A 21,532-nucleotide genomic window follows, 5' to 3' on the forward strand; every position below is an offset into this window, starting at 1 on the left:
GCGCGATGCCGCCGCGCCGGCCGCTCCTCACCCTCTCCGGCGTGGGCAAGACCTTCGCCGGGGACGTCGTCGCGCTCCGGGGCATGAGCCTTGAGGTGCGGGAGGGGGATTTCATCTCCCTCCTCGGCCCTTCCGGCTGCGGCAAGTCCACCGCGCTCCGGCTCATCGCCGGCCTCAGCCACCCGACCGCGGGCTCGATCCGCTGGGCCGACGCGCGGGAGCGGGGGGATATCGGCGTCGTCTTCCAGGAGCCGACGCTGATGCCCTGGGCGACGGTGGCGGAGAACGCATGGCTCCCCTTCCGCCTCCGCGGCCAGAGCTATTCCGCCGTGAAGGACGAGGTGCGGGAGGCGCTGCGCCTCGTCGGGCTCGACGCCTTCGCCGGCGCCTATCCGCGCGAGCTTTCGGGCGGCATGAAAATGCGCGTCTCCATCGCCCGCGCCCTCGTCACCCGCCCGAAGCTGATCCTGATGGACGAGCCCTTCGCCGCGCTGGACGAGATCACGCGCTTCAGGCTCAACAACGACCTCCTGAGCCTCAAGGCGAAGATCGGCTGCACCGTCATCTTCGTCACCCATTCGGTGTTCGAGAGCGTCTTTCTCTCCGACCGGATCGTCGTCATGGCCGCCCGCCCCGGGCGGGTGGAGCGGGAGGTGGCGGTGGGCGAGCCCTATCCGCGGGACGAGGCCTTCCGCACCTCGCCGGAATACGCGGCGCTCTGTCGGGAGGCTTCCTCCGCGCTCCATGCCGCGATGGGCGAGGCGGCGTGACCGCGATCGAGGCCCCCGCCCCGCTCGACGCGGAGGAGGAGGCGCGGCTCCGCGCCGCCCGCCGCGACCGCATCGCGAAATGGGCGCTGCCCGTCATCGTCATGGCGCTGACGCTCGTGCTGTGGGACCGGATCGTCGTCTGGAACGACATCGCCCATTACATCCTGCCCGCGCCGAGCCGGGTGGCGGAGACGCTGGTGGCGGACTGGGCGATCCTCGGCCCCGCGGCCTGGGCGACGATCCAGATCACCGGCCTCGCCCTCCTCGCCGCCGTGGTGGGCGGGGTCGGGCTCGCGGTGTTCTTCACCCAGTCCCGCCTCTTCGAGCTTTCGTTCTACCCCTACGCCGTCATCCTCCAGGTGACGCCGATCATCGCCATCGCGCCGCTTCTCCGCATCTATATCGACAGCGTCTATGGCGTGCTGATCCTCTGCGCCTGGATCGTGGCCTTCTTCCCGATCCTCTCCAACACCACGCTCGGCCTCAACTCGGCGGACCACAACCTGCGCGACCTTTTCCGCATCTACGGCGCGACGCGCTGGCAGCGGCTCCGCTATCTCCAGCTTCCCGCCGCCTTGCCCTATTTCCTCGGCGGGCTCCGCATCGCCGGCGGGCTCTCGCTGATCGGCGCCGTCGTGGCGGAGTTCGTGGTGGGCACGGCGGGGCAATCCTACGGCCTCGCCTCCCGCATCCTCGAAGCCTCCTACCGGCTGAACATTCCGCGCCTCTACGCCGCGCTGCTCCTCATCTCCGCCATCGGCGTGGTGATCTTCGCCGCGCTCTCGCTCCTTTCCCATCTCCTCTTGCGGAAGTGGCACGAAAGCGCGTTGAAGAGAGAGACATGACCGCCTTCCTCACCCTCCCCGCCGCGCACCGCCTCACCCTCGCCAACCTGAAGGCCCCCGGATGGCTGCTCGGGCGCCCGGAGAGCCTCGCCCCGCTCGACCTCTCCATCGAGGACGGGATCATCACGCAGGGCTCCGGCCAGACGGTCGACATGAAGGGCGCCATCGCCTTCCCCGCCTTCGTCGACATGCACACGCATCTCGACAAGGGCCATATCTGGCCCCGGAGCCCCAACCCGGACGGCACGTTCATGGGCGCCCTCCGCACAGTCGCCGGGGACCGGGAGGCGCGCTGGCGGGCGGAGGATGTCCGCGCCCGCGCCGATTTCGCGCTCCGCTGCGCCTTCGCGCATGGCGCGGCGGCGATCCGCACCCATCTCGATTCGATCCCCCCGCAGGACGACATCTCCTGGCCCGTCTTCCGCGAATTGCGGGAGGATTGGGCGGGCAGGATCACGCTTCAGGCCGCCTGCCTCGTCCCGGTGGACGGGGTGGACGCGGACGGCGCCTTCGCGAAGACGGCGGCCACCGTCGCCGCCTCGGGCGGCGTCCTCGGCTGCGTGACCTATCCCGTCCCCGACCTCCGCGAACGCCTCCGCGCCTTCTTCGCGCTGGCCGAACGCCACGGCCTCCACGCCGATTTCCATGTGGACGAGACGCTGGACCCGGCCTCCGCCACGCTCCGCACCATCGCCGAGACCGCGAGGGAGACGGGCTTCGCCGGCCGCATCGCCGTCGGCCATTGCTGCTCCCTCTCTGCGCAGCCCGAAGCCGAGGCGCTGGCGACGCTCGACCTCGTGGCGGAGGCGGGGATCGACGTCGTCTCCCTCCCGCTCTGCAACCTCTACCTGCAGGACCGTCACGCCGCCCGCACCCCCCGGATGCGCGGCGTCACCCTCGTCCACGAGATGAAGGCGCGGGGGATCAACGTCTCCTTCGCCTCCGACAACACGCGCGATCCGTTCTACGCCTATGGCGACCTCGACATGATCGAGGTGATGCGGGAGGCGACGCGCATCGCCCATCTCGACCATTCCGATCCGGACTGGTCGCGCGCCTTCACCGCCAACCCCGCGAAGGCGATGGGCCTCCCCGCCCCCTCCTTCACGCCGGGCGCCCCTGCCGATCTCGTCATCGTTCGCGCAAGGAGCTGGACGGAGCTCTTCGCGCGCCCCCAGGCGGACCGGATCGTGATCCGCGCCGGCCGCGCCATCGACGCCCCGCTCCCCGACTATGCCGAGCTTGACCACCTGATGGAGGCCTCTTGACCCTCGAAGCCGCGAAAGCCGCCCTCCGCCATCTCGATCTCGACGAGAACCCGGTGACGGTGAAGGCCAAGAGCCGGGATTTCTTCTGGTATTCCCCCGTCCTCAAGGAGCGGCTCGATCATGTGACGGGCGATTTCGCCGTCGCGCCGCGCTCCGAGGCGGAGGTGATCGAGGTGCTGAGGGCCTGCTTCGCCCATGACGTGCCGGTCACCGTCCGCGGCGCCGGCACCGGCAATTACGGGCAGGCGATGCCCCTTCGCGGCGGCTGCATCCTCCACATGAAGCATCTCGACAAGGTGAAGGCGGTGCATCCCGGCCGGGTGATCGTGGAGCCGGGCTGCCTCCTGAAGGATCTCGACGCCGTCTGCATCCGCGATTCGGGGCAGGAGATCCGCATGTTCTCCTCCACCTTCGCCACCGCGACGATCGGCGGCTTCATTTCGGGCGGCTCCGGCGGCGTCGGCTCCGTCCGCTGGGGGAGCCTCCGCGACCTCGGCAACATCATCCGCCTCCGCGTCGTGACGATGGAGGCGGAGCCGCGCGTGCTGGACTTCCGGGGGGAGGAGCTTTCCCGCGTCTCCCACGCCTACGGCACGAACGGGATCATCACAGAGCTCGAAATGCCGCTCGCCCCCGCCTATCCCTGGGTGGAGATCTTCGTCGCGGGCGAGGATTTCATGGAGACCGTCCGCTTCGCTGACGATCTCGCGAACGAGGACGGCATCCTCATCAAGCTCGCCAGCGTCTTCGAGGCGCCGACGGCGCACAGCTATTTCCAGCGCGTGCGCCCGCATGTGACGGATGCGGATTCGCTCGTCGGCCTCATGGTCGCGCCCCATGCGATGGACGCCTTCCTCACCTTCCTGGCCCGCCGCCCCGGCCTCCGGCTCATCTACCGCTCCGACGCGCATGACTGGGTGCGCGACCCGGGCCCGGTCTATGAATATGGATGGAACCACACGACCCTCCGCGCGCTGAAGGTCGATCCCTCCATCACCTATCTCCAGGTGAGCTTCGACTTCCCCGACCATGTGGAGAAGATCAGGGCGATCCGGGAGCGGTTCTCGCCCGAGGTGCTGCACCATCTCGAGGTCATGCGCGCCCACGGCAAGGTCCAGATGGCCGGCCTCTCCCTCGTGAAGTTCACGACGGAGGCGCGGCTCGACGAGATCATCCGCGAGCATGAGGCGATGGGCTGCCCGGTCTGGAACCCGCACCGCTACACGCTGGAGGAAGGCGGGCGGCAGAGCGTGGACGCCCGCCAGCTCGCCTTCAAGAAGGAGGCGGACCCGAAGGGCCTCCTCAACCCCGGCAAGATGATCTCCTGGGAGCAGGAGACATGGGACCGGACGCGCATCTGGGCCTATCCCGGCCTCCAGAAGCGGCCCGAAGCCGACGCATGAGCCGCGCCCTCGTCCTCTTCGCCCATCCCTGCGCGGAGAGTTTCTCCGCCGCGCTCCACGGCGCTGTCGTGGATACGCTCGCCGCGAAGGGCTGGGAGGTGGACGATTGCGACCTCTATGCGGAGGGCTTCTCCCCCGTCCTCACGGCGGAGGAGCGGCGGGGCTATCACGAGGTCGGGCCGAACCTCTCCCCCGTCGCGCCCTATGTCGAGCGGCTCCGGGCGGCGGAGGCGCTCGTCCTCGTCTTCCCTGTGTGGAATTTCGGCTTCCCGGCGATCCTGAAAGGGTTCTTCGACCGGGTGTTCCTCCCCGGCGTCTCCTTCCGGCTCGAAGAGGGCAAGGTCCGCCCGAACCTCACGAACATCCGCCGCCTCGCCGCGGTGACGACCTATGGCGGCACGCGGATGCGCGCCTTCCTCGCCGGGGACCCGCCGCGAAAGATCGTCTCCCGCGCCGTCCGCTTCGTCTGCGCGCCGGAGGCCCGCCTCTCCTACAACGCGCTCTACGACATGAACCGCGCGACGGACGGGGACCGCGCGCGCTTCCTCGCCCGCGCGCGCGCCGCCATGGCGGCCCTCTGATGCGCGCCCTCGTCGTCCATTGCCACCCGAAGGGCGGCAGCTTCACCGCCGCGGTGCGGGATGTCGCGCTCGCCCGCCTCCGCGTCGCCGGGGCGGAGGTCCGGGTGATCGACCTCTACGAGCAGGGCTTCGCCCCCGTCCTCACCCCCGCGGAATTCGACGGCTACGAGAAGGAGCCGGAGAACGTCGCCCCCGTGGCCGACGATGTGGCGGCGCTCCGCTGGTGCGATTGCCTGATCTTCGTCTACCCGACCTGGTGGTATGGCCTCCCCGCCATGCTGAAGGGCTGGCTGGACCGTGTGATGCTCCCCGGCGTCGCCTTCCTGATGCCGGATGCGCAGCACAAGGACATCCGGCCCGGCCTCGCCCACATCACCCGCCTCGCCGTCTTCACCACCTGCGGCGCCTCCTGGCGGCTCACCACCTTCGTCGGCGCGCCGGGCAAGCGCACGATCCTCCGCGGCGTGCGGCTCCTCTGCCATCCGCGCTGCCGCACCGCCTTCGCCGCGCATTACTCGATGGACTCTTCGACGGCGGATAGCCGGGCCCGCCATCTCGTCCGCGTCTCCACGGCGGCGGACCGTCTCTTCCGCCCCCATGCGCTCGACGGGAGAAGGGCATGAGCCGCCGCCTCGACTGGGCCGAACATCCGGCCTCCGCCTATGACGAAATCGACCCGATGCGGACCGTCGCGATCCTGCCCACGGCGGCGGTGGAGCAGCACGGGCCGCATCTGCCGCTCGGCGTCGACGCCTACATCATGGAGGGGATGCTCGCCCGCCTCCGCATGGCGTGCCCGGACGACCTCGACCTCCGCATCCTCCCCGTGCAGGCGGTGGGGAAATCCAACGAGCATCTCTGGGCGAAGGGCACGCTCACCCTGAGCGCGGAGACGGCGCTGAGGGTGTGGACGGAGATCGGCCTTTCCGTCGCCCGCGCCGGCCTGCGGAAGCTCGTCATCGTCAACAGCCACGGCGGCAACGCCGATCTCATCTCGATCCTCGCGCGGGAGATGCGCGTTCAGGCCGGGATGCTCGCGGTCAAGACAAGCTGGTTCGATCATGGCGTCCCCGACGATCTCTATTCGGAGCACGAGCGCCGCTTCGGCATCCATGGCGGCGATGCGGAAACCTCGCTGATGCTCGCCTTCCGGCCCGACCTCGTGGAGATGGGCAAGGCCGCGATCTTCCGCTCCGCCGCCGAAGGCGCGCCGATCCCGCCAATCGGGCCGACCGCCCGCGCCTGGATCGCCTCGGACCTCAACCCGGCCGGCGTGGTGGGGGACGCGTCGCTGGCGACGGCGGGGAAGGGGGAGGCGACGGCGGCGCATCAGGTGCAGGGAATGCTCGCGCTCCTTCGCGCCGTGGCGGAGGCCGCGCCCCCCGCTTCCTGATTGTTTCAGGTCGATCACGGTTTTTATCGTACAGAATCAAGTGTCGGAGGGCGATAACCATGGTTATGGCCCCGGCGCGCCCCTTTCCGGCCGCCCGGAAGACTGCGCCGAACCCGGCGCCGAAGCGCCGCATCCCCGCTCGACTTGCGCGCGCCGCCATGCCCATAAGGCGGAAAAGAGGACCGTCCGATGGCGGCGCATGAGCGGCGCATACCCGAATTTCTCCGTCACGCCCCGGCGCCCGGCGTCCGCGGCTTCGCCGTGCTCGCCGCGATCGAGGCGATGGCGCGCGGGATCATGCTCTCCGTCTATCCCCTCGCCATGTATCAGGCGCTCGGCGATGCGGAGCGGGTCTCCGAGGTCTATTTCCTGATCGGCTGCGTCGCGCTCGTCGTCTCGATGTTCGTGCCCTCCATCGCCAGCCGCCTGACCCGCCGCTGGACCTTCACGCTCGGCGGCGTGATGCTCGGCGCCGGGGCGCTCACCGCCTCGCAGGGCGGCCCGCTCTTCACCCCGCTCGGCCTCGGGCTCACGAATATCGGCGTCGTCACCTTCTTCATCTGCTTCAACGCCTACGTGCTCGACTTCATCGAGCGGACGGAGCTGGGCCGGTCGGAGACGCTGCGCCTCTTCTATTCCTCCCTCGCCTGGATGATCGGCCCCGTGCTCGGCGTCGCGCTCTGGCGGCTCTGGGAGCCGGCGCCCTTCCTCATCGCCGCCGCCTCCGCGGCGACGCTCCTCGCCGTCTTCTGGTACATGCGCCTCGGCAACGGAAAGCTCATCGCGCCGGGGAAGCCGCGGCCGAACCCGCTGCGCTTCCTCCCCCGCTTCCTCGCCCAGCCGCGGCTGATCGCGGGCTGGCTCTTCGCGGTGATCCGCTCGGTCGGCTGGTGGGCCTATGTCGTCTACATGCCGATCTTCGCGGTGGAGGCGGGCCTGGGGGAGACGATGGGCGGCGCCTTCGTCTCCCTCGCCAACGGCTTCCTGCTGCTGACGCCCTTCATGCTGCGCTGGATGCGCCGCCGCTCCGTGCGCCAGGCGGTCAGGACCGGCTTCGCCGGCGCCGCGCTCTGCTTCCTCGCCGGCGCGCTCGCCTCGCCCGCGCCGGCGATGACGCTCTGCCTCCTCGCGGCGGGCGCCTTCTTCCTCATCCTCCTCGACGTCTCCGGCGGCCTCCCGTTCCTGATGGCCGTGCGCCCGCACGAGCGGACGGAAATGGCCTCGATCTATTCGAGCTTCCGGGACGTCTCGGGCATCGTCACGCCCGGCGCCGTGCGCCTCGTCCTCGCCGTCGCGCCGCTCCCCGGCGTCTTCGCGGCCACGGCGGGGGCGCTCTTGATCGGCTTTCTCATCGCCGGGCGCCTGCATCCGCGGCTCGGCGCGCGGCGCATGCCCTTGCGGGAGGGGGCGAATCCGCCGAAAGTCGCCGCCGAAACCTGAAGGGGGAGCAAGAGATGAGAACCCGCGCAGCCCTGGCCGTGAAGGCCGGACAGAACCTCGAAATCGTCGATCTGGAGCTGGATGGCCCGCGCGAGGGCGAGGTTCTTGTCGAGGTGAAGGCGACCGGCATCTGCCATACCGACGATTTCACCCTCTCGGGCGCCGACCCGGAGGGGATTTTCCCCGCCGTGCTCGGCCATGAGGGCGCGGGCGTCGTCGTCGATGTCGGGCCGGGGGTGAAATCCGTGAAGAAGGGGGATCACGTCATCCCCCTCTACACGCCCGAATGCCGCGAATGCCCCTCCTGCCTCTCCCGCAAGACCAATCTCTGCACCGCGATCCGCGGCACGCAGGGGCAGGGCCTGATGCCGGACGGCACCTCGCGGTTCAGGACGCTCGATGGCGACCCGGTCTTCCACTACATGGGCTGCTCGACCTTCTCCAACTTCACCGTGATGCCGGAGATCGCGCTGGCGAAGGTGCGGGAGGACGCGCCTTTCGACAAGATCTGCTATATCGGCTGCGGCGTCACCACCGGCGTCGGCGCCGTCATCAACACGGCGGGCGTGGAGCGGGGGGCGAAGGCGGTCGTCTTCGGCCTCGGCGGGATCGGGCTGAACGTGATCCAGGGCCTCCGCCTCGCCGGCGCCGACATGATCATCGGCGTGGACCTCAACCCCGCCCGCAAGGAATGGGGCGAGAAGTTCGGCATGACCCATTTCGTCAACGCCGCCGAAGTCGGCGACGATATCGTGCCCCACATCGTCAACATGACCAAGAAGGGCGCGGACCAGATCGGCGGCGCCGACTACACGTTCGACTGCACCGGCAACGTGAAGGTGATGCGCGCCGCGCTCGAATGCGCCCATCGCGGCTGGGGCGTCTCCGTCGTCATCGGCGTCGCGCCCGCGGGGGCGGAAATCTCGACGCGCCCGTTCCAGCTCGTCACCGGCCGCACCTGGAAGGGCACCGCCTTCGGCGGCGCGCGCGGGCGCACCGACGTGCCGAAGATCGTGGACTGGTACATGGACGGGAAGATCGAGATCGACCCGATGATCACCCACACCATGCCGCTGGAGAAGATCAACCACGGCTTCGACCTGATGCGGAAGGGCGAGAGCATCCGGAGCGTGGTGCTGTTCTGAGAGGGCGCCGCCGGCTCGCGCCGCGCGCCGCCGAACACTGAAAGCCGCCGGGCGCGCGAGATGCGTTCGGCGGCAGAAAAATTTCGAAATTTTCAAAAACCGTTTGGAATCAACGGTCCGAGGCTGATTTCCATGGAAATCCGCCTCGAAGGGCCCCGGCCGGCGACCCTCAACCGGCCTTCACCTTGCCCTCCGCCTGCCGCAGCATCGTGGGCACCAGCACTTCCGAAAAGCCCGCGACGAAGGACCAGAGCATCAGGAGCGACAGGTCCTTGTTCGGGGAGAGCCCTCCGATCGAGGTAAAGAGCGCGGTGGAGGCGAGGGAGGCGTCGAAGCCGGCTTCCCGGAGCTTCGGCGTCAGCGTCCCGTCGCCGAGGAGGCCGGTGTCGAACACGAAATAGAGGATCATCGCCGCGCCGATGCCGACGCCGAGGCGGAACAGCAGCATGGCGAAGCGGGCGTTCGTCCGCATGTCCTCCAGCGTCGCTGACTCCACCCGCTTCTTCGTCTGCGACATCATCGAGAAGGCGGCGCCGAAGAGCCCGGCGGCGAGCGCGACGTAAAAGCTCGCGAAGGCCCGCATCCCGCCTTCCGGACCGACAGGCGGCGCGGGCGGGCCCGCCTGCCCCTCCGGCATACGGAAGACCTCGGCCAGATGGTTCTGCGCGATCCAGGCCAGGAGGATGACGAGGAGGATGAAGAAGGTCGTCGCGAGGCTGAAGATCAGGCTCACCCGCGCGGTATAGGCCGCGATGAACTCGCGGAGGAGATAGCGCTTGCGGAACTTGTCCTGCACGTCGGAGGCGAGGCGGAAGAGCGTCTCCCTGAGGGCTGGCTCGTCGTCATGGTGCTGCTCTACGAGCTTGGTGTATTCGGCGAGGCAGGGCAGGTCGATGGCCTTCGCCTCCAGCAGGGTGCGCTGCGCCTCGATGCGGAGCGCGGGCAGGTCGAAAAGGCCGACCATCAGCAGCTCGATCTCGTTGACGATCCGCCACTCGCCCTTGTTCTCGGGTCGGTCCGCCTTCTGCCGTAGGAAGGCGATCCGCGTCTCCAGCCGCGCCCGGTCCGGCCTGCCGTCCGGGCCGGGGGCGAGCATCCGGCTCACGGCGAGGCCGGTCATCTTCTGCCGGAACATGACGGAGGAGACGTTGGGGAGGGCCAGCGAAAGCCAGCGCCAGAACCGTTTCGCCCGGTAGCCGCCGGGCCAGTGCGAGGCCGGTCTATCCTCGTCGTCGGCCGCCGTCGGGGCGGCGGAGATCGCCCGGTGCTCGTTCATGTCTCAACCCCCGATTGGAAGCTCCGCCAACTTTCTACCACAAAGCATCACATCCGCGGAGTCCGCCGCGACCCGGGACGTGCGCATCGACACGCGCTCTGGACTTCCCGCACAGGGCGTGAACCTCTCGGCGTATGTCGAAACCCGCCGCGCTCGTTCTCCTCTCCCTCGCCGTCGTCGCCGGAATGGCCCCGTGGTTCGCCGCCGCGGCGGCGATGGGCTCGATGATGGCGGAGGGGGGCTTCGGGCCGGCGCGGGCCGCGCTGATGTCCTCCGCCGTTCAGGCCGGCTTCGTCTTCGGCGCGCTCGGCGCCGCGATCTTCGGCCTGCCGGACCGGTTCGACCCGCGCCGCACGCTGGCGGTTGCGGCGGGGCTAAACGCGGCGTTGACGGGCGGGCTTCTCCTGCTTTCGCCGGGCTCGGACCTTGCCGTTCTTCTCCGCTTCCTCACCGGCGCTGGCTTCGCCGGCATCTATCCCGTCGGCATGAAGATCGCCGTGGGATGGGGAACGAAGGACAGGGGCCTCCTTGTCGGCGCGCTGGTCGGCGCGCTGACGCTCGGCTCGGCGACGCCGCATCTCGCGGCATGGCTCGGCGGGGCGGAGTGGCGCACGGTGATCGGCGCGGCGGCGCTGGCCTCCTTGCTCTGTGCGCTGCTGGCGCCCTTCGTGGCGCTCGGCCCTCATCACGCCCGATCGCCCGCCTTCCAGCCGCGCGCGGTCCTCCTGATGTGGACGGACCGGCGCATCCGCGCGGCGACCGGCGGCTATCTCGGCCACATGTGGGAACTTTACGCCATGTGGGGCTGGGTCGCCGTCGCGGCGGCAGCCGGCTATGCTGCGCATATGGAGAGCGCGGAGGCGGCGCGGCTCGCCGCGCTGACCGCCTTCCTCGCCATCGGGATCGGCGCGCTGACCTGCGCGCCTGCGGGCTGGCTGGCGGACCGGATCGGCAAGGCGCGCGTCGCGGCCGGCGCGATGGTCGGCTCGGGCGCCTGCGCCCTCGCCGTCGCGGCGGCGCATGGCGGGCCGATCTGGCTCTCCTTCCTTCTCATCCTCCTCTGGGGGGCGCTGGTGATCCCCGACAGCGCGCAATTCTCGGCCTTGATCGCAGACGCGGCGCCGCCCGCGCTGGCGGGCTCGCTCATGGCGATGCAGACGGCGCTCGGCTTCGCGCTGACGATCCTGACGGTGCAGCTCGCCCCCGTCGCCGCCGCCGCTTTCGGCTGGACCGCGGTGCTGGCTGCGATGGCGCTCGGCCCTCTCTTCGGCGTTCTTGCGCTTCGCCCGCTCCTCCGCCGTCTGTGAGCTTCGGCACGGAAGAGGCGAATATGTCGCAGGAATGGCTACGCAAGCGGGAATTATCGGCTAAGGTGTGGACACCAAAGCCGGCGCGAAATCGGGAGACCGGGGCCGGGAAGCCGGAAAAAGGGGGAACGCCATGAAAAAAGCATCCGATCTCTTCGTCGAATGCCTTGAAGCCGAGGGCTGCGAATATGTCTTCGGAATTCCCGGAGAGGAGAATCTCGACTTTCTCGACTCGCTCTCCCGCTCGGAGAAGATCCAGCTGGTGCTGACGCGCCATGAACAGGGCGCCGGCTTCATGGCCGCCGTCTATGGCCGCCTCACGGGGAAGACGGGCGTCTGCGTCTCCACGCTCGGGCCGGGGGCGACGAACTTCACCACCTCGGCGGCCTACGCGCAGCTCGGCGGGATGCCGATGCTGATGATCACCGGGCAGAAGCCGGTGAAGAAGTCGAAGCAGGGCAGGTTCCAGATCCTCGATGTGGTCGAGATGATGGGACCGATCACGAAGTACGCGGTGCAGGTCGTCGCCTCGGACAACATCCCCTCCCGCATCCGCGAGGCCTATCGCATCGCCGAGGAGGAAAAGCCGGGCGCGACGCATATCGAGTTGCCGGAGGACATTGCTGACGAGCACACCGCGGAACGGCCGATCCCGCGCTCCGCCGTGCGGCGCCCCGTGCCGGAGGAGAAGTCGATCATCCAGGCGCTGGAGAAGATCCACGCCGCGAAGTCTCCCATCCTCGTCATCGGCGCCGGCGGCAACCGCAAGATGACTTCGAAGATGCTCACGAAGTTCGTCGAGAAGACGGGGATGCCCTTCGTCACCACCCAGCTCGGCAAGGGCGTGGTGGACGAGCGCAGCGAGCTCTTCATGGGCTGCGCCGCGCTTTCCGCCGGGGATTACGTCCACCGCGCGATCGACGCGGCGGACCTCATCATCAATGTCGGCCACGACGTGATCGAGAAGCCGCCCTTCTTCATGAAGCCGGGCGGGACGGAGGTGATCCACGTCTCCTACAACACGGCAATGGTGGACCCGGTCTATTTCCCGCAGGTCGAGGTGATCGGGGATATCGGCAACGCGATCTGGCAGCTGAAGAACGGCGTGAAGAAGCCGGAGGAGGCGGGCTGGGACTTCTCCCGCATGATGGAGATCCGCAAGCACCACGACGCGCAGATCCTCGAAGGCGCGGACGACATGCGCTTCCCCGTCTATCCGCAGCATGCGGTCGCGAAGATCCGCGAGGCGATGCCGGATGACGGGATGATCTGCCTCGACAACGGCGTCTACAAGATCTGGTTCGCGCGAAACTATCGCGCGCGGATGCCCAATACGGTGCTGCTCGACAACGCTTTGGCGACGATGGGCGCGGGCCTGCCCTCGGCCATGGCGGCGCATCTCGTCTATCCAGACAGGAAGGTGCTCGCGATCTGCGGCGACGGGGGGTTCATGATGAACTCCCAGGAGCTTGAGACGGCGGTGCGGCTCAAGATGAACATCGCCTGCCTGATCCTGAACGACAATTCCTACGGCATGATCCGCTGGAAGCAGGCGAACATGGGCTTCAAGGACTGGGGGCTGCAGTACAACAACCCGGATTTCGTGAAATACGCGGAGAGCTACGGCGCCATCGGCCATCGAGTCTCTTCCGCAGGGGAGTTGCCCTCGATTCTCCACACGGCGCTCAACACGCCAGGCGTGCACCTGATCGACTGCCCGGTGGATTATTCCGAGAACGACCAGATCCTGAACACCGACATCAAGAAGCGCTCCGCCGCGCTCTGAAATGAACGGGGGCGCCGCGCGATTCCGGCGCCCCTGCCGCATCGGGAGAGAGACATGCCTGAACTGAAGGCGAGATACCCCTATTACCTCAACAACGAGGCCGTCTTCGCCAACGAGGACCTCGAGGTGACGGACAAGTATACCGGCGAGGTGGCGACCCGCGTCGCCCTCGCCGACGCGAAGGCGATCGACGCCGGGATCGCCGGCGCCGTCGAGGCCGCCGAGGCGATGGCGAAGATGCCCGCCTTCGAGAAGAAGGCCGTGCTGAAGCACTGCGTCGCCCGTTTCCGCGAGCGGTTCGACGAGCTGGCCTATTCGCTCTGCGTCGAGGCGGGCAAGCCGATCAACGACGCGGAGGGCGAGGTTACGCGCCTGATCGACACGTTCGAGATCGCCTCGGAGGAAGCCACGCGGACGCATGGCGAGCTTCAGGCGCTCGACATCTCGCCGCGCGCGAAGGGCTATCGCGGCATGTGGAAGCGTGTGCCGATCGGCCCCTGCTCCTTCATCTCCCCCTTCAACTTCCCGCTGAACCTCGCGGCGCACAAGGTGGCGCCGGCGCTCGCCGTCGGCTGCCCCTTCGTGATGAAGCCGGCCTCCCGCACGCCGCTCGGCGCGATCATCATGGGGGAGGTGCTGGCGGAAACGGACCTTCCGAAGGGCGCATTCTCCATCCTTCCCTGTTCGCGCGACGGGGCGGACCTCTTCACCGTGGACGAGCGGCTGAAGCTCCTCTCCTTCACCGGGTCGCCGGGCGTCGGCTGGGACCTGAAGGCGAAATGCGGGAAGAAGAAGATCGTGCTGGAGCTCGGCGGCAACGCCGCAGTCGTGGTCGACGCGGATACGCGGGATCTCGACGACGCGGTGAACCGGATCATCTTCGGCGCCTTCTACCAGTCCGGCCAGTCCTGCATCGGCGTTCAGCGCATCCTGATCCACGCCGACATCTACGATGTGATGAAGGCCAAGCTCGTCGCCAAGACGAAGACGCTGATCGCCGGCAGCCCGCATGACCGGAAGACCTTCATCGGCCCGATGATCTCTGAGGGCGAGGCGAAGCGGCTCCACGGCTGGATTGCCGATGCGGAGAAGGCGGGCGGGACCATCCTCTGCGGCGGCCATCGCGAAGGGGCGATGCTGGAAGCCACGCTGATGGAGAACGTGCCGCAAGACCAGGCGCTCTGCACCGAGGAGGCGTTCGGCCCCGCCGCAGTCCTCCAGACGTTCACAAGCTGGGATGAAGCCATCCGCATGGTGAACGATTCGAAGTTCGGGCTTCAGGCAGGGATCTTCACGCGCGACTTCTACAAGGTCCAGCAGGCCTGGGACGAGATGGACGTCGGCGGCGTGGTCGTCGGGGACGTGCCCTCCTACCGCGTGGACAACATGCCCTATGGCGGGGTGAAGGACTCCGGCCTCGGCCGTGAAGGAATCCGTTTCGCCATGGAGGACATGACGGAGATCCGCAACCTCGTTATCCGCACGCCTCCGGGGTGAGGGGCGGCCTCTCGACTCGACGCTTCTGATATGATCTCGGCTTGTCGAAGGGTATCGGGAGCGAGGTGAGGATGCAGTTCGGCCTTGCCATGCCGCATGAAGGGAATGCGGACGCCCGCGCCTTCAGCCGCGAGCAGAAGGCGGGGGCCCTGCTCGCGTTCCGGGTGCGGGCGCTCGGCTGCCTCGTGATCGGTCTGACGCTGATGTTGCGCGCCTCCGGGGAGGCGCTGGCCTTCTATCTCGGCATGCTCGGGCTTCTCGTGCTCACCGGGTGGCTCTTCTACCAGACCACGCGCACGCGCTGGTCCGCCTGGCGGCGCACGATGCGCTGGGCGCGCTTCGCGCTTGTCGCGGCGGACATGGCGATCATCACCGCCGCGCTGATCGCGCCGGCGCCGGGGACGCCCGAGGCCTGGCCCCATGCAATGCAGTTGCGGCTCGGCAATGTAGGCTTCCTCTTCCTCTTCCTGGCGTTTTCCGGTCTGAGCTACTCGCCCGGTCTCGCGCTCTGGGCCGGGTTCGCGGCGGGAGGCGCGTGGCTCCTCGGTGTGATTTGGATTCTCGGCGAAGGGGAGAGCTTCACCCGCGGCGCCGGGGATTTCGCGGCGATGGAGATCGACGGGATCATCGCGACGCTGCTCGATCCGAACTATGTGTCCGTAATCTCCGCGGCGCAGGAGGCGCTGCTGTTGCTGCTCGTCGGCGCCGTGATCGCCTCCGCCGTCTGGCGCGGGCGGCGCCAGGCGCTCAGGCAGATCGGCGCGGCGCGGGAGCGGGCGACGCTGGCGCGCTATTTCTCACCCGATCTCGCCGCGGAGCTGACGCAGGGCGCAGCCGGGCTCGAGGAATTGAAAGTGAGCGAGGCGACGATCCTCTTCGCGGACATCTTCGGCTTCACCCGCCTCGCAGAGGCGATGACGCCGGAGGAGACGATCGCCTTTCTGCGCGAATTCCACGCGCTGGCGACGGCCGAGGTGTTCGCCAACCGCGGCACGCTCAACAAGTTCATCGGGGACGAGGTGATGGCCAGCTTCGGCGCGATCCATCCGATGGAGCGCGCTCCGGCGGCCGCGCTCGCCTGCGCCGCGGGGATCGCGCGGCGCGTCTACGACTGGTCGGAGGCGCGGGTTGCGCGCGGGCTGCCTCCGGTGCAGGTAGGAATCGGGGTTCATTTCGGGAAGGTCGTGGTTGGTAACATCGGCGATTCGCGCTGCCTCGAACTCGCTGTGCTCGGCGATGTGGTCAACATTGCGAGCCGCCTGCAGGAGCGGACGCGGGAGGAGAACGCAGCCATTGTCGCAAGCGTCGACCTGCTGGAGGCCGCCGGGCGCGATGTTCCGGAGCTCGCGCCGCTCCTTGCCGCCTTCGCGCCTCTCCCGGGCGAGTCGGTTCGCGGCAAGCTCGGCGCCGTCCGCTGTGCGGCGCTACCGGGCGGCGCGGATTTTTTTCCGGTTCATTAAGTTTCGTTAACATGCTAACAGCATGAGAATCAGGGATTTTCCCAAAATCTTCTCAATGCGGCAAAAATTTGCGAATAATTAGCTACAAAAGAACATTTACGTCTCATCAAACTTAATTATTTCTTGAGTCGCGCGCCGCTTGCAACCGTGGCGTGTCACGAGGCCGGCGGACGCCAGGGCGGCTTCGTCGATAGCGGCCGGGTTCGAACGGGATGAAAGTCATGTCCAATACTGACGTCTTGCCTGTCATCGATATTTCGCCCCTCCTGAGCGGCGACGAAGCTGCAATCCGCCGCGCCGCCGACGAAATGGGCGAAGCGGCGCGGGAAGTCGGGTTCTTCTATGTCGCGAATCATGGGATCTCGCTTTCCATGATCGAGAGCGCGTACGGCGCCGCCGAGGAGTTTTTCGCCCAGCCGGATGAAGTCAAGCGCGCCTACTACATCGGTGACAGCCTCAATCACCGCGGTTATGTGCCCTTTACGGAAAAGGGCGATTATGCCGATGAGGTGAACCGGAACTACGAGGCCTTCGACCTTGCGCTCGACCTGCCGCACGACGACCCTGACTACCTTGCGGGAAACCTTCTGCTCGGCCCGAACGTCTGGCCCTCACTCCCCGGTTTTCGCGAGCGGATCGGCGCCTACTACGCGGCTGTGTCCGAGGTCGGCCGGCGGATTTGCGGTGCTCTCGAATTGCACCTCGATCTTCCGAAGGGCGATCTGACGCGGCAGATGACAAAACCGATCTCGCAGCTTCGGCTTCTTCACTATGTGCGGGCCCGCGCAGTGACGGAGACGAAGAGCGTCAACATGGGCGCGCATACCGATTATGAATGCCTGACGCTGCTGCATCAGCGCCAGAAGGGCCTTCAGGTGATGACGCGGCAGGATGAATGGGTCGACGTGCCGGTGAAGCCCGATGCCTATGTCATCAATATCGGCGACATGCTTGAGGCCTGGACCAACGGCGCCTTCCGCTCCACGCCGCACCGGGTGCTCAACCTCAGCCCTGAGCGCTTCTCAATGCCCTACTTCGTCGCGGCGAACTACGATACCGTGATCAAGCCCTTTCCCAGCTTGATTTCGCCTAAAAATCCTCCAAGGTACGAAGGATTCAAGGCAGGGTTGCATCTGGAGCGCATGTTGCTGAGAGACTTCCCCTATCTCCGCGAACGCCGGGGCGAACGCATCTGGTCGGCTACGAAAGATCATACGGGGCCGGTGCAGAACCCATTCGAGAAGCGAATGAACGGACTGGGGAGCTGAGGGAATGCCGTCGATCGAGACAATGATGGTCGTCGCCTTGGCGGGTTTTGCGCTCAGCGCATCCCCGGGACCGTCGATGCTCTACGTGCTCTCGCGCAGCGTGGGGCAAAGCCGGGCGGCGGGCCTCGCGTCGGCAGTCGGTCTCGGGCTTGGCGGCGTGGCTCTTGCGGTGGTCGCGGCGCTCGGTCTCGCCGCGGTGTTCCAGCAATCGGAGCTCCTCTATCGCAGTGTGACTTATGCAGGCGGGCTCTACCTCATCTATCTCGGCGCTCAGATGATCCTTGAAAAGGACTCTGGTGAGCCGGGGGAGATGAAGGTCGCCAAGGTCGAGAGGCGCAGCTATGCGCGGATCATCTGGCAGGGCGTTCTGGTCGAACTGATGAACCCGAAGACGGTGCTGTTCTTCATGGCCTTCATCCCGCCTTTCGTCGACATGTCGAAGGGCGACGTGATGATGCAGATGCTCGTACTCGGCATCCTTGTTCCGCTGACCGCGGTGCCTTCCGACGTGCTCGTGGCCTTCGTCGGCGGTTCGCTGGCGCAAACCGTGAAGGGCAACCGCCTCATCCGGCGCGGCCTTGCCTGGCTCGGCGGGCTGATACTTGTAGGGATCGGGCTCCGGCTGTTCCTTTGACGCTCAGTCGAGCGGGCGCTCGTAGAAGCGGTAAGTTTTCGCGATGCGTGCGCCCAGCATCTCGATCATCTTGCGGACCGGGAGGTTATCCTCGAGGATCCAGGAAAACTCGAGTTCGGTGAACCCGCGCTCGCGGTACCGCGGCTCGGGCGAATAGATGAGCATCAGAGGGGCGATGGAGCCGACGATTCCGTCCAGCCCCGGCATCATCCCCATCAGCGGCACCCGCGCGCCCCGGATTCGCCCGTAGCGAAGACGCCAGAGCAGGCGAAGGACATTCAAGGGGAAGAGGCGGCCGCGGAAATCGCGTATCGCCTCGTTCACGTCCGGCAGAAGGATGATGAAACCCACCGGCTCCCCGTCCAGTTCGGCGATGCGGGAGAGGCCTGGGTCGATCAGCGGCCGCATCTCCTTCGCCATCGCGTCGATCTCGCCCTCGGTGAACGGCACGAAGCCCCAGTTGTTCTTCCACGACTCATTGAAGATGCGGGCGATGAGCGCGACCTCCTCGGCCCAGCGCCCGAGGTCCACCGGCCGAGTCCGAAGCCGCTCCGGCGCATTGCGGAAGAGTCGCTTGGGGCGCTCCGGCAGCCCGTCCGTCGTGTCCAGCCGGTAGGCGAACGCGTCGCGGGCCCTGGCGAGGCCGGTCGCCTCCACCATCGGGCCGAGCCAGGGCGCGTCATGCGGCATCAGGAGGAAGGGCGGGCTGTCGAATCCGTCCACGAGGAGGCCCGCCTCATGGTTGATGTTGAGCGTGTACGGGCCGCGCATCCAGCCTGCGCCCCGGCCGCGGAGCCAGCCCTCCGCCGCGGCGACGAGCGCCGAGACGATCGCCTGATCCTCCTCTGCCGCGAGGGCGCCGAAGAGGCCGCAGACGCGCCCATCCACCTTCGGAGAAAGCCGGTCGACTTGTGCGCTGATCCTCCCGACCGCGCGACCTCCGCGCCACGCGATGAAGAAGGCCGCCTCGCCGTGGTCGAACCAGCGGTTGCTCTTCGGCGAGAAGAATTGCGCCCGCTCAAAATGCAGCGGCTCGATCCAGTTCGGGTCGCCGGCCATGATGCGGCCGGGCAGGCGGATGAACGTCTTCATCTCCGCCTTGCCGGCGACCTCCCGGACCTCGATTACCTGCATCGTCATTCCTCCAGTGAAATGAGGATCCAGAGCCCAAGGGCTCCGAACATCGCCGTTGCGCCAAAGGCGGCGAGAGCGGGCGGCAGGTTTCCTGTCTCGCCGAGCGCAGTCAGCATTCCGTCGAGAAGGAGAAAGCCGAACCCGAGCGCCACCGCCATCGCCGCCCGCCCACCAAGCCCGCCGCCCCGCCTTGTGCCGAAGGCTGCCGGCGCGGCGAGGAGGATCATCACGAACGGAGCGAGAAAGGCCGCGTAGCCCCGGTAGACCCGCGTCTGATAGAATTCCGCAGTGCGATTCCCAACCCACCCTCCGGAGAGGATTCGCTCCGCCACATTTCCGGCCACGCTCCGGGTCGGCGCGGCGAGAGCGCGGACATTCGCGGGGCGGAGCGTCGTCTCCCACAACTCGCCATCGATCCGGGTCGACCTGGCTTCTCCGGGCACGAGCCTGACCGCATCCTCCAGCCGCCAGGCTCCGTCGTCATAGCGCGCGGCGCCAGCGGTGATGCGCGTGAGCAGGCGGCCCTCTGCATCCGTCCCGTAGATCTCGACGCCGCCGAGCCGGTCGCCCGCGGGGGAGGAGGAGGCGGCGTGGATCACGCCCTGTCGCGTCCGCGCCCAGAACGCGCCTGCGCTTTCCGCCGGCGCCGGATCCAGCCAGGCCGAGAGGCGCCCCTCAAGCGTGGGCGAGACGCGGTCCGTCAGCACGTAGAAGACCAGGCCGAGCGCAAGCGCGACCGGCATGAGCGAAAGAAGCATCCGGTAGGTCGTGGCGCCCGCCGCGCGAAGCACCACGAATTCGCTCCGGCCCGCGAGGGACAGGAAGGCGAGGACCGGCCCGACGATCAGCGCCACCGGCGTCACCGCCGTCAGGATAACCGGCGCGCGCAGCGCGAGGTAGCGCGCCAGGCCGCCGTCATCACGCGCCAGCACATCCGCCGCGCTCTCCACGAGGTCAAGCGCCGCCGCGAGCCCGCCGAGCGCGAGCAGCGCGCCGAGCACGCGCACGAGCACGACGCCGCCGAGATGCCGGGCCAGGGTCACGACCGCTCGGCCTCTTCGCCCGACCGAAGGGGCAAGGCTGCGCGTGCGCGGCGCAAGGCGTTGTCGACAATGACATAGAACTTCCGCGCGGCGCCGTCGGATCCCTGGCTCGAAGTCGTAAGGAATAACCAGAAGCCGAAGGCGAAATAGACGGCGCAAAGCCCCCAGAGCGCCGGCGCCGGCGGAACGGCGCCATTGGCGGCGAGGCCCTCCACCGTTTTCGTCACGTTCTGGAACACGATCAGGACCGCGAGCGCCACCACCACGCGCCGCCAGACGGGCGAGCGTTTCCCCGCCACTGCGAGCGGCACGGCTATCAGCGGCACGCCGAGAAGGGCGAGCGCGCGCACCAGCCGCCCGTGATACTCCGCGGCATAGCGCGGCTCTGTCGGCAATCCGTCCTCCCCGCGGATGCGGACGAGCAGTTCATCCTGCGTCAGCTCGCGCTCGGAGCCGCCGCGGGGGCGGAAGAAGCCGCTGTCAAGATCGAATTCCCGCTCCAGCAGCAGCGAGTCGAACCGGACGGAAAGCTCGCCCTCCGCCCGGCCGATCGAGACGGCGACGCCGTTCTCGAGCCGGAGCCGCAGCGTTCGCGTCTCCGGATTGGGGATCAGAACGCCGCGCTCCGCAGTCAGGATCCGCTCCGCGCCGTCCTCCTCGACCTGGAGAAGGAAGACGCGCGTCAGGTAGCGGCCGGTCGGGTCCACCTCCTCGGCCGAGATCGTCATGCCCCGGCCGGCGTCGATGAAGGCTCCAGCCTCGACCCTCGCATCCCAAGCTGCGTTCACAAGCTCATGTTTAACCGCTTGAAAAGCGTATCGGGAGTAGGGTTGCAGATAACCGAACAGCAACAGCGAAAGGACGCCGAGCCCCGCACCGCAGAGAACGAAGCCAGCGCCGATCCGGCGTATGGACCAGCCGGCGCCCTCCATCGCGTCCAGCTCATTCTCCGACCCGAGCGAGGTCATCACGGCGATGATGCCGACGGCGAAGGCCGCGGGAAGTGCGAGGCCGAGATAGTGCGGGACAAGATTGAGGGTCATCGAGAGAACGAGGCCGAGCGGCGCGCCCTTGCCGGTCAGCAGCTCGAAGAGACGCAGGACCCGTTCGAGAAGAAGGGCGGCGAGCGTTACGGCGAGGGCGGCGACCATCGGCGTCGCCATCAGACGAAGGAGATAGGCGTCTATCGTGCTGAGCTTGAGGCGCATCATGCTCTCTGAAGGCCGCGCGGCCAGCGCGCCCCGCACCTTTACGGGACGCGCAGGGGTGTCGCAACCGCGGC

At 67.8% G+C, this 21,532-nt stretch carries 19 protein-coding genes; 15 read left to right on the plus strand and 4 right to left on the minus strand.

Annotated features, from left to right (window positions below; all coding sequences use genetic code 11):
- Nucleotides 1-5 precede the first annotated feature (5 nt).
- The 9 genes from ACE37J_RS08090 to ACE37J_RS08130 all read left to right on the plus strand — a co-directional run bounded on the left by ACE37J_RS08090 (nucleotide 6) and on the right by ACE37J_RS08130 (nucleotide 8,845).
- The gene (locus ACE37J_RS08090) at nucleotides 6-770 is read left to right on the plus strand and encodes an ABC transporter ATP-binding protein (RefSeq protein WP_409709781.1); all 765 of its coding nucleotides are present in this window, start codon (nucleotides 6-8) and stop codon (nucleotides 768-770) included.
- The gene (locus ACE37J_RS08095; RefSeq protein WP_409709784.1) at nucleotides 767-1,615 is read left to right on the plus strand and encodes an ABC transporter permease; all 849 of its coding nucleotides are present in this window, start codon (nucleotides 767-769) and stop codon (nucleotides 1,613-1,615) included. Before ACE37J_RS08090 ends, ACE37J_RS08095 begins: the two co-directional genes overlap by 4 nt.
- The gene (locus ACE37J_RS08100) at nucleotides 1,612-2,883 is read left to right on the plus strand and encodes a cytosine deaminase (RefSeq protein ID WP_409709787.1); all 1,272 of its coding nucleotides are present in this window, start codon (nucleotides 1,612-1,614) and stop codon (nucleotides 2,881-2,883) included. The genes ACE37J_RS08095 and ACE37J_RS08100 overlap by 4 nt, the downstream gene beginning before the upstream one ends.
- Complete coding sequence (locus ACE37J_RS08105) at nucleotides 2,880-4,286, plus strand: FAD-binding oxidoreductase (protein ID WP_409709790.1); 1,407 nt, start codon at nucleotides 2,880-2,882, stop codon at nucleotides 4,284-4,286. The genes ACE37J_RS08100 and ACE37J_RS08105 overlap by 4 nt, the downstream gene beginning before the upstream one ends.
- Complete coding sequence (locus ACE37J_RS08110) at nucleotides 4,283-4,867, plus strand: NAD(P)H-dependent oxidoreductase (RefSeq protein WP_409709793.1); 585 nt, start codon at nucleotides 4,283-4,285, stop codon at nucleotides 4,865-4,867. Before ACE37J_RS08105 ends, ACE37J_RS08110 begins: the two co-directional genes overlap by 4 nt.
- Entirely contained in the window at nucleotides 4,867-5,490 is a 624-nt protein-coding gene (locus ACE37J_RS08115; protein WP_409709796.1) for an NAD(P)H-dependent oxidoreductase, read from the plus strand. Before ACE37J_RS08110 ends, ACE37J_RS08115 begins: the two co-directional genes overlap by 1 nt.
- Nucleotides 5,487-6,260, plus strand: coding sequence for a creatininase family protein (locus ACE37J_RS08120; RefSeq protein ID WP_409709799.1), 774 nt, complete (start codon nucleotides 5,487-5,489; stop codon nucleotides 6,258-6,260). The genes ACE37J_RS08115 and ACE37J_RS08120 overlap by 4 nt, the downstream gene beginning before the upstream one ends.
- 189 nt (nucleotides 6,261-6,449) lie before the next feature.
- The gene (locus ACE37J_RS08125; protein ID WP_409709802.1) at nucleotides 6,450-7,700 is read left to right on the plus strand and encodes an MFS transporter; all 1,251 of its coding nucleotides are present in this window, start codon (nucleotides 6,450-6,452) and stop codon (nucleotides 7,698-7,700) included.
- A gap of 14 nt (nucleotides 7,701-7,714) precedes the next feature.
- Nucleotides 7,715-8,845 carry an S-(hydroxymethyl)glutathione dehydrogenase/class III alcohol dehydrogenase gene (locus ACE37J_RS08130; RefSeq protein ID WP_409709805.1) on the plus strand — a complete coding sequence of 377 codons (1,131 nt, stop codon included), beginning with the start codon at nucleotides 7,715-7,717 and terminating at the stop codon, nucleotides 8,843-8,845.
- Nucleotides 8,846-9,014: 169 nt separating this feature from the next.
- On the opposite strand, the gene ACE37J_RS08135 is transcribed toward ACE37J_RS08130, so the two are convergent.
- Nucleotides 9,015-10,121: a hypothetical protein gene (locus ACE37J_RS08135; RefSeq protein ID WP_409709808.1), complete on the minus strand. Its 1,107-nt coding sequence runs from the start codon at nucleotides 10,119-10,121 to the stop codon at nucleotides 9,015-9,017.
- A gap of 134 nt (nucleotides 10,122-10,255) precedes the next feature.
- Between ACE37J_RS08135 and ACE37J_RS08140 the strand changes: the two genes are divergently transcribed.
- The 6 genes from ACE37J_RS08140 to ACE37J_RS08165 all read left to right on the plus strand — a co-directional run bounded on the left by ACE37J_RS08140 (nucleotide 10,256) and on the right by ACE37J_RS08165 (nucleotide 18,073).
- Nucleotides 10,256-11,428 carry an MFS transporter gene (locus tag ACE37J_RS08140; RefSeq protein ID WP_409709811.1) on the plus strand — a complete coding sequence of 391 codons (1,173 nt, stop codon included), beginning with the start codon at nucleotides 10,256-10,258 and terminating at the stop codon, nucleotides 11,426-11,428.
- Nucleotides 11,429-11,561: 133 nt separating this feature from the next.
- Nucleotides 11,562-13,214, plus strand: a complete 1,653-nt coding sequence (locus ACE37J_RS08145) for an acetolactate synthase large subunit (RefSeq protein WP_409709814.1) — start codon at nucleotides 11,562-11,564, stop codon at nucleotides 13,212-13,214.
- A gap of 54 nt (nucleotides 13,215-13,268) precedes the next feature.
- On the plus strand, nucleotides 13,269-14,711 hold the full coding sequence (locus ACE37J_RS08150; protein ID WP_409709817.1) for an aldehyde dehydrogenase family protein: 1,443 nt from the start codon (nucleotides 13,269-13,271) through the stop codon (nucleotides 14,709-14,711).
- A gap of 71 nt (nucleotides 14,712-14,782) precedes the next feature.
- A complete protein-coding gene (locus ACE37J_RS08155) occupies nucleotides 14,783-16,171 on the plus strand; it encodes an adenylate/guanylate cyclase domain-containing protein (protein ID WP_409709820.1) in 1,389 nt (462 codons plus the stop codon).
- A 221-nt stretch (nucleotides 16,172-16,392) separates the two neighbouring features.
- Nucleotides 16,393-17,439: an isopenicillin N synthase family dioxygenase gene (locus tag ACE37J_RS08160; protein ID WP_409709823.1), complete on the plus strand. Its 1,047-nt coding sequence runs from the start codon at nucleotides 16,393-16,395 to the stop codon at nucleotides 17,437-17,439.
- 4 nt (nucleotides 17,440-17,443) lie between these two features.
- Nucleotides 17,444-18,073, plus strand: a complete 630-nt coding sequence (locus ACE37J_RS08165; RefSeq protein ID WP_409709826.1) for a LysE family translocator — start codon at nucleotides 17,444-17,446, stop codon at nucleotides 18,071-18,073.
- A 3-nt stretch (nucleotides 18,074-18,076) separates the two neighbouring features.
- Here the strand turns inward: ACE37J_RS08165 and ACE37J_RS08170 are convergent, their stop codons facing one another.
- From ACE37J_RS08170 to ACE37J_RS08180, 3 genes are read right to left on the minus strand one after another with little or no spacing between them, the layout of a single operon-like run.
- Nucleotides 18,077-19,213: a hypothetical protein gene (locus ACE37J_RS08170; protein ID WP_409709829.1), complete on the minus strand. Its 1,137-nt coding sequence runs from the start codon at nucleotides 19,211-19,213 to the stop codon at nucleotides 18,077-18,079.
- Nucleotides 19,210-20,250, minus strand: coding sequence for an LptF/LptG family permease (locus ACE37J_RS08175; protein WP_409709832.1), 1,041 nt, complete (start codon nucleotides 20,248-20,250; stop codon nucleotides 19,210-19,212). Before ACE37J_RS08175 ends, ACE37J_RS08170 begins: the two co-directional genes overlap by 4 nt.
- Complete coding sequence (locus ACE37J_RS08180; protein WP_409709835.1) at nucleotides 20,247-21,461, minus strand: LptF/LptG family permease; 1,215 nt, start codon at nucleotides 21,459-21,461, stop codon at nucleotides 20,247-20,249. Before ACE37J_RS08180 ends, ACE37J_RS08175 begins: the two co-directional genes overlap by 4 nt.
- Nucleotides 21,462-21,532 lie beyond the last annotated feature (71 nt).

Source organism: Pikeienuella sp., from assembly GCF_046290545.1.
GTDB lineage: Bacteria > Pseudomonadota > Alphaproteobacteria > Rhodobacterales > Rhodobacteraceae > Pikeienuella.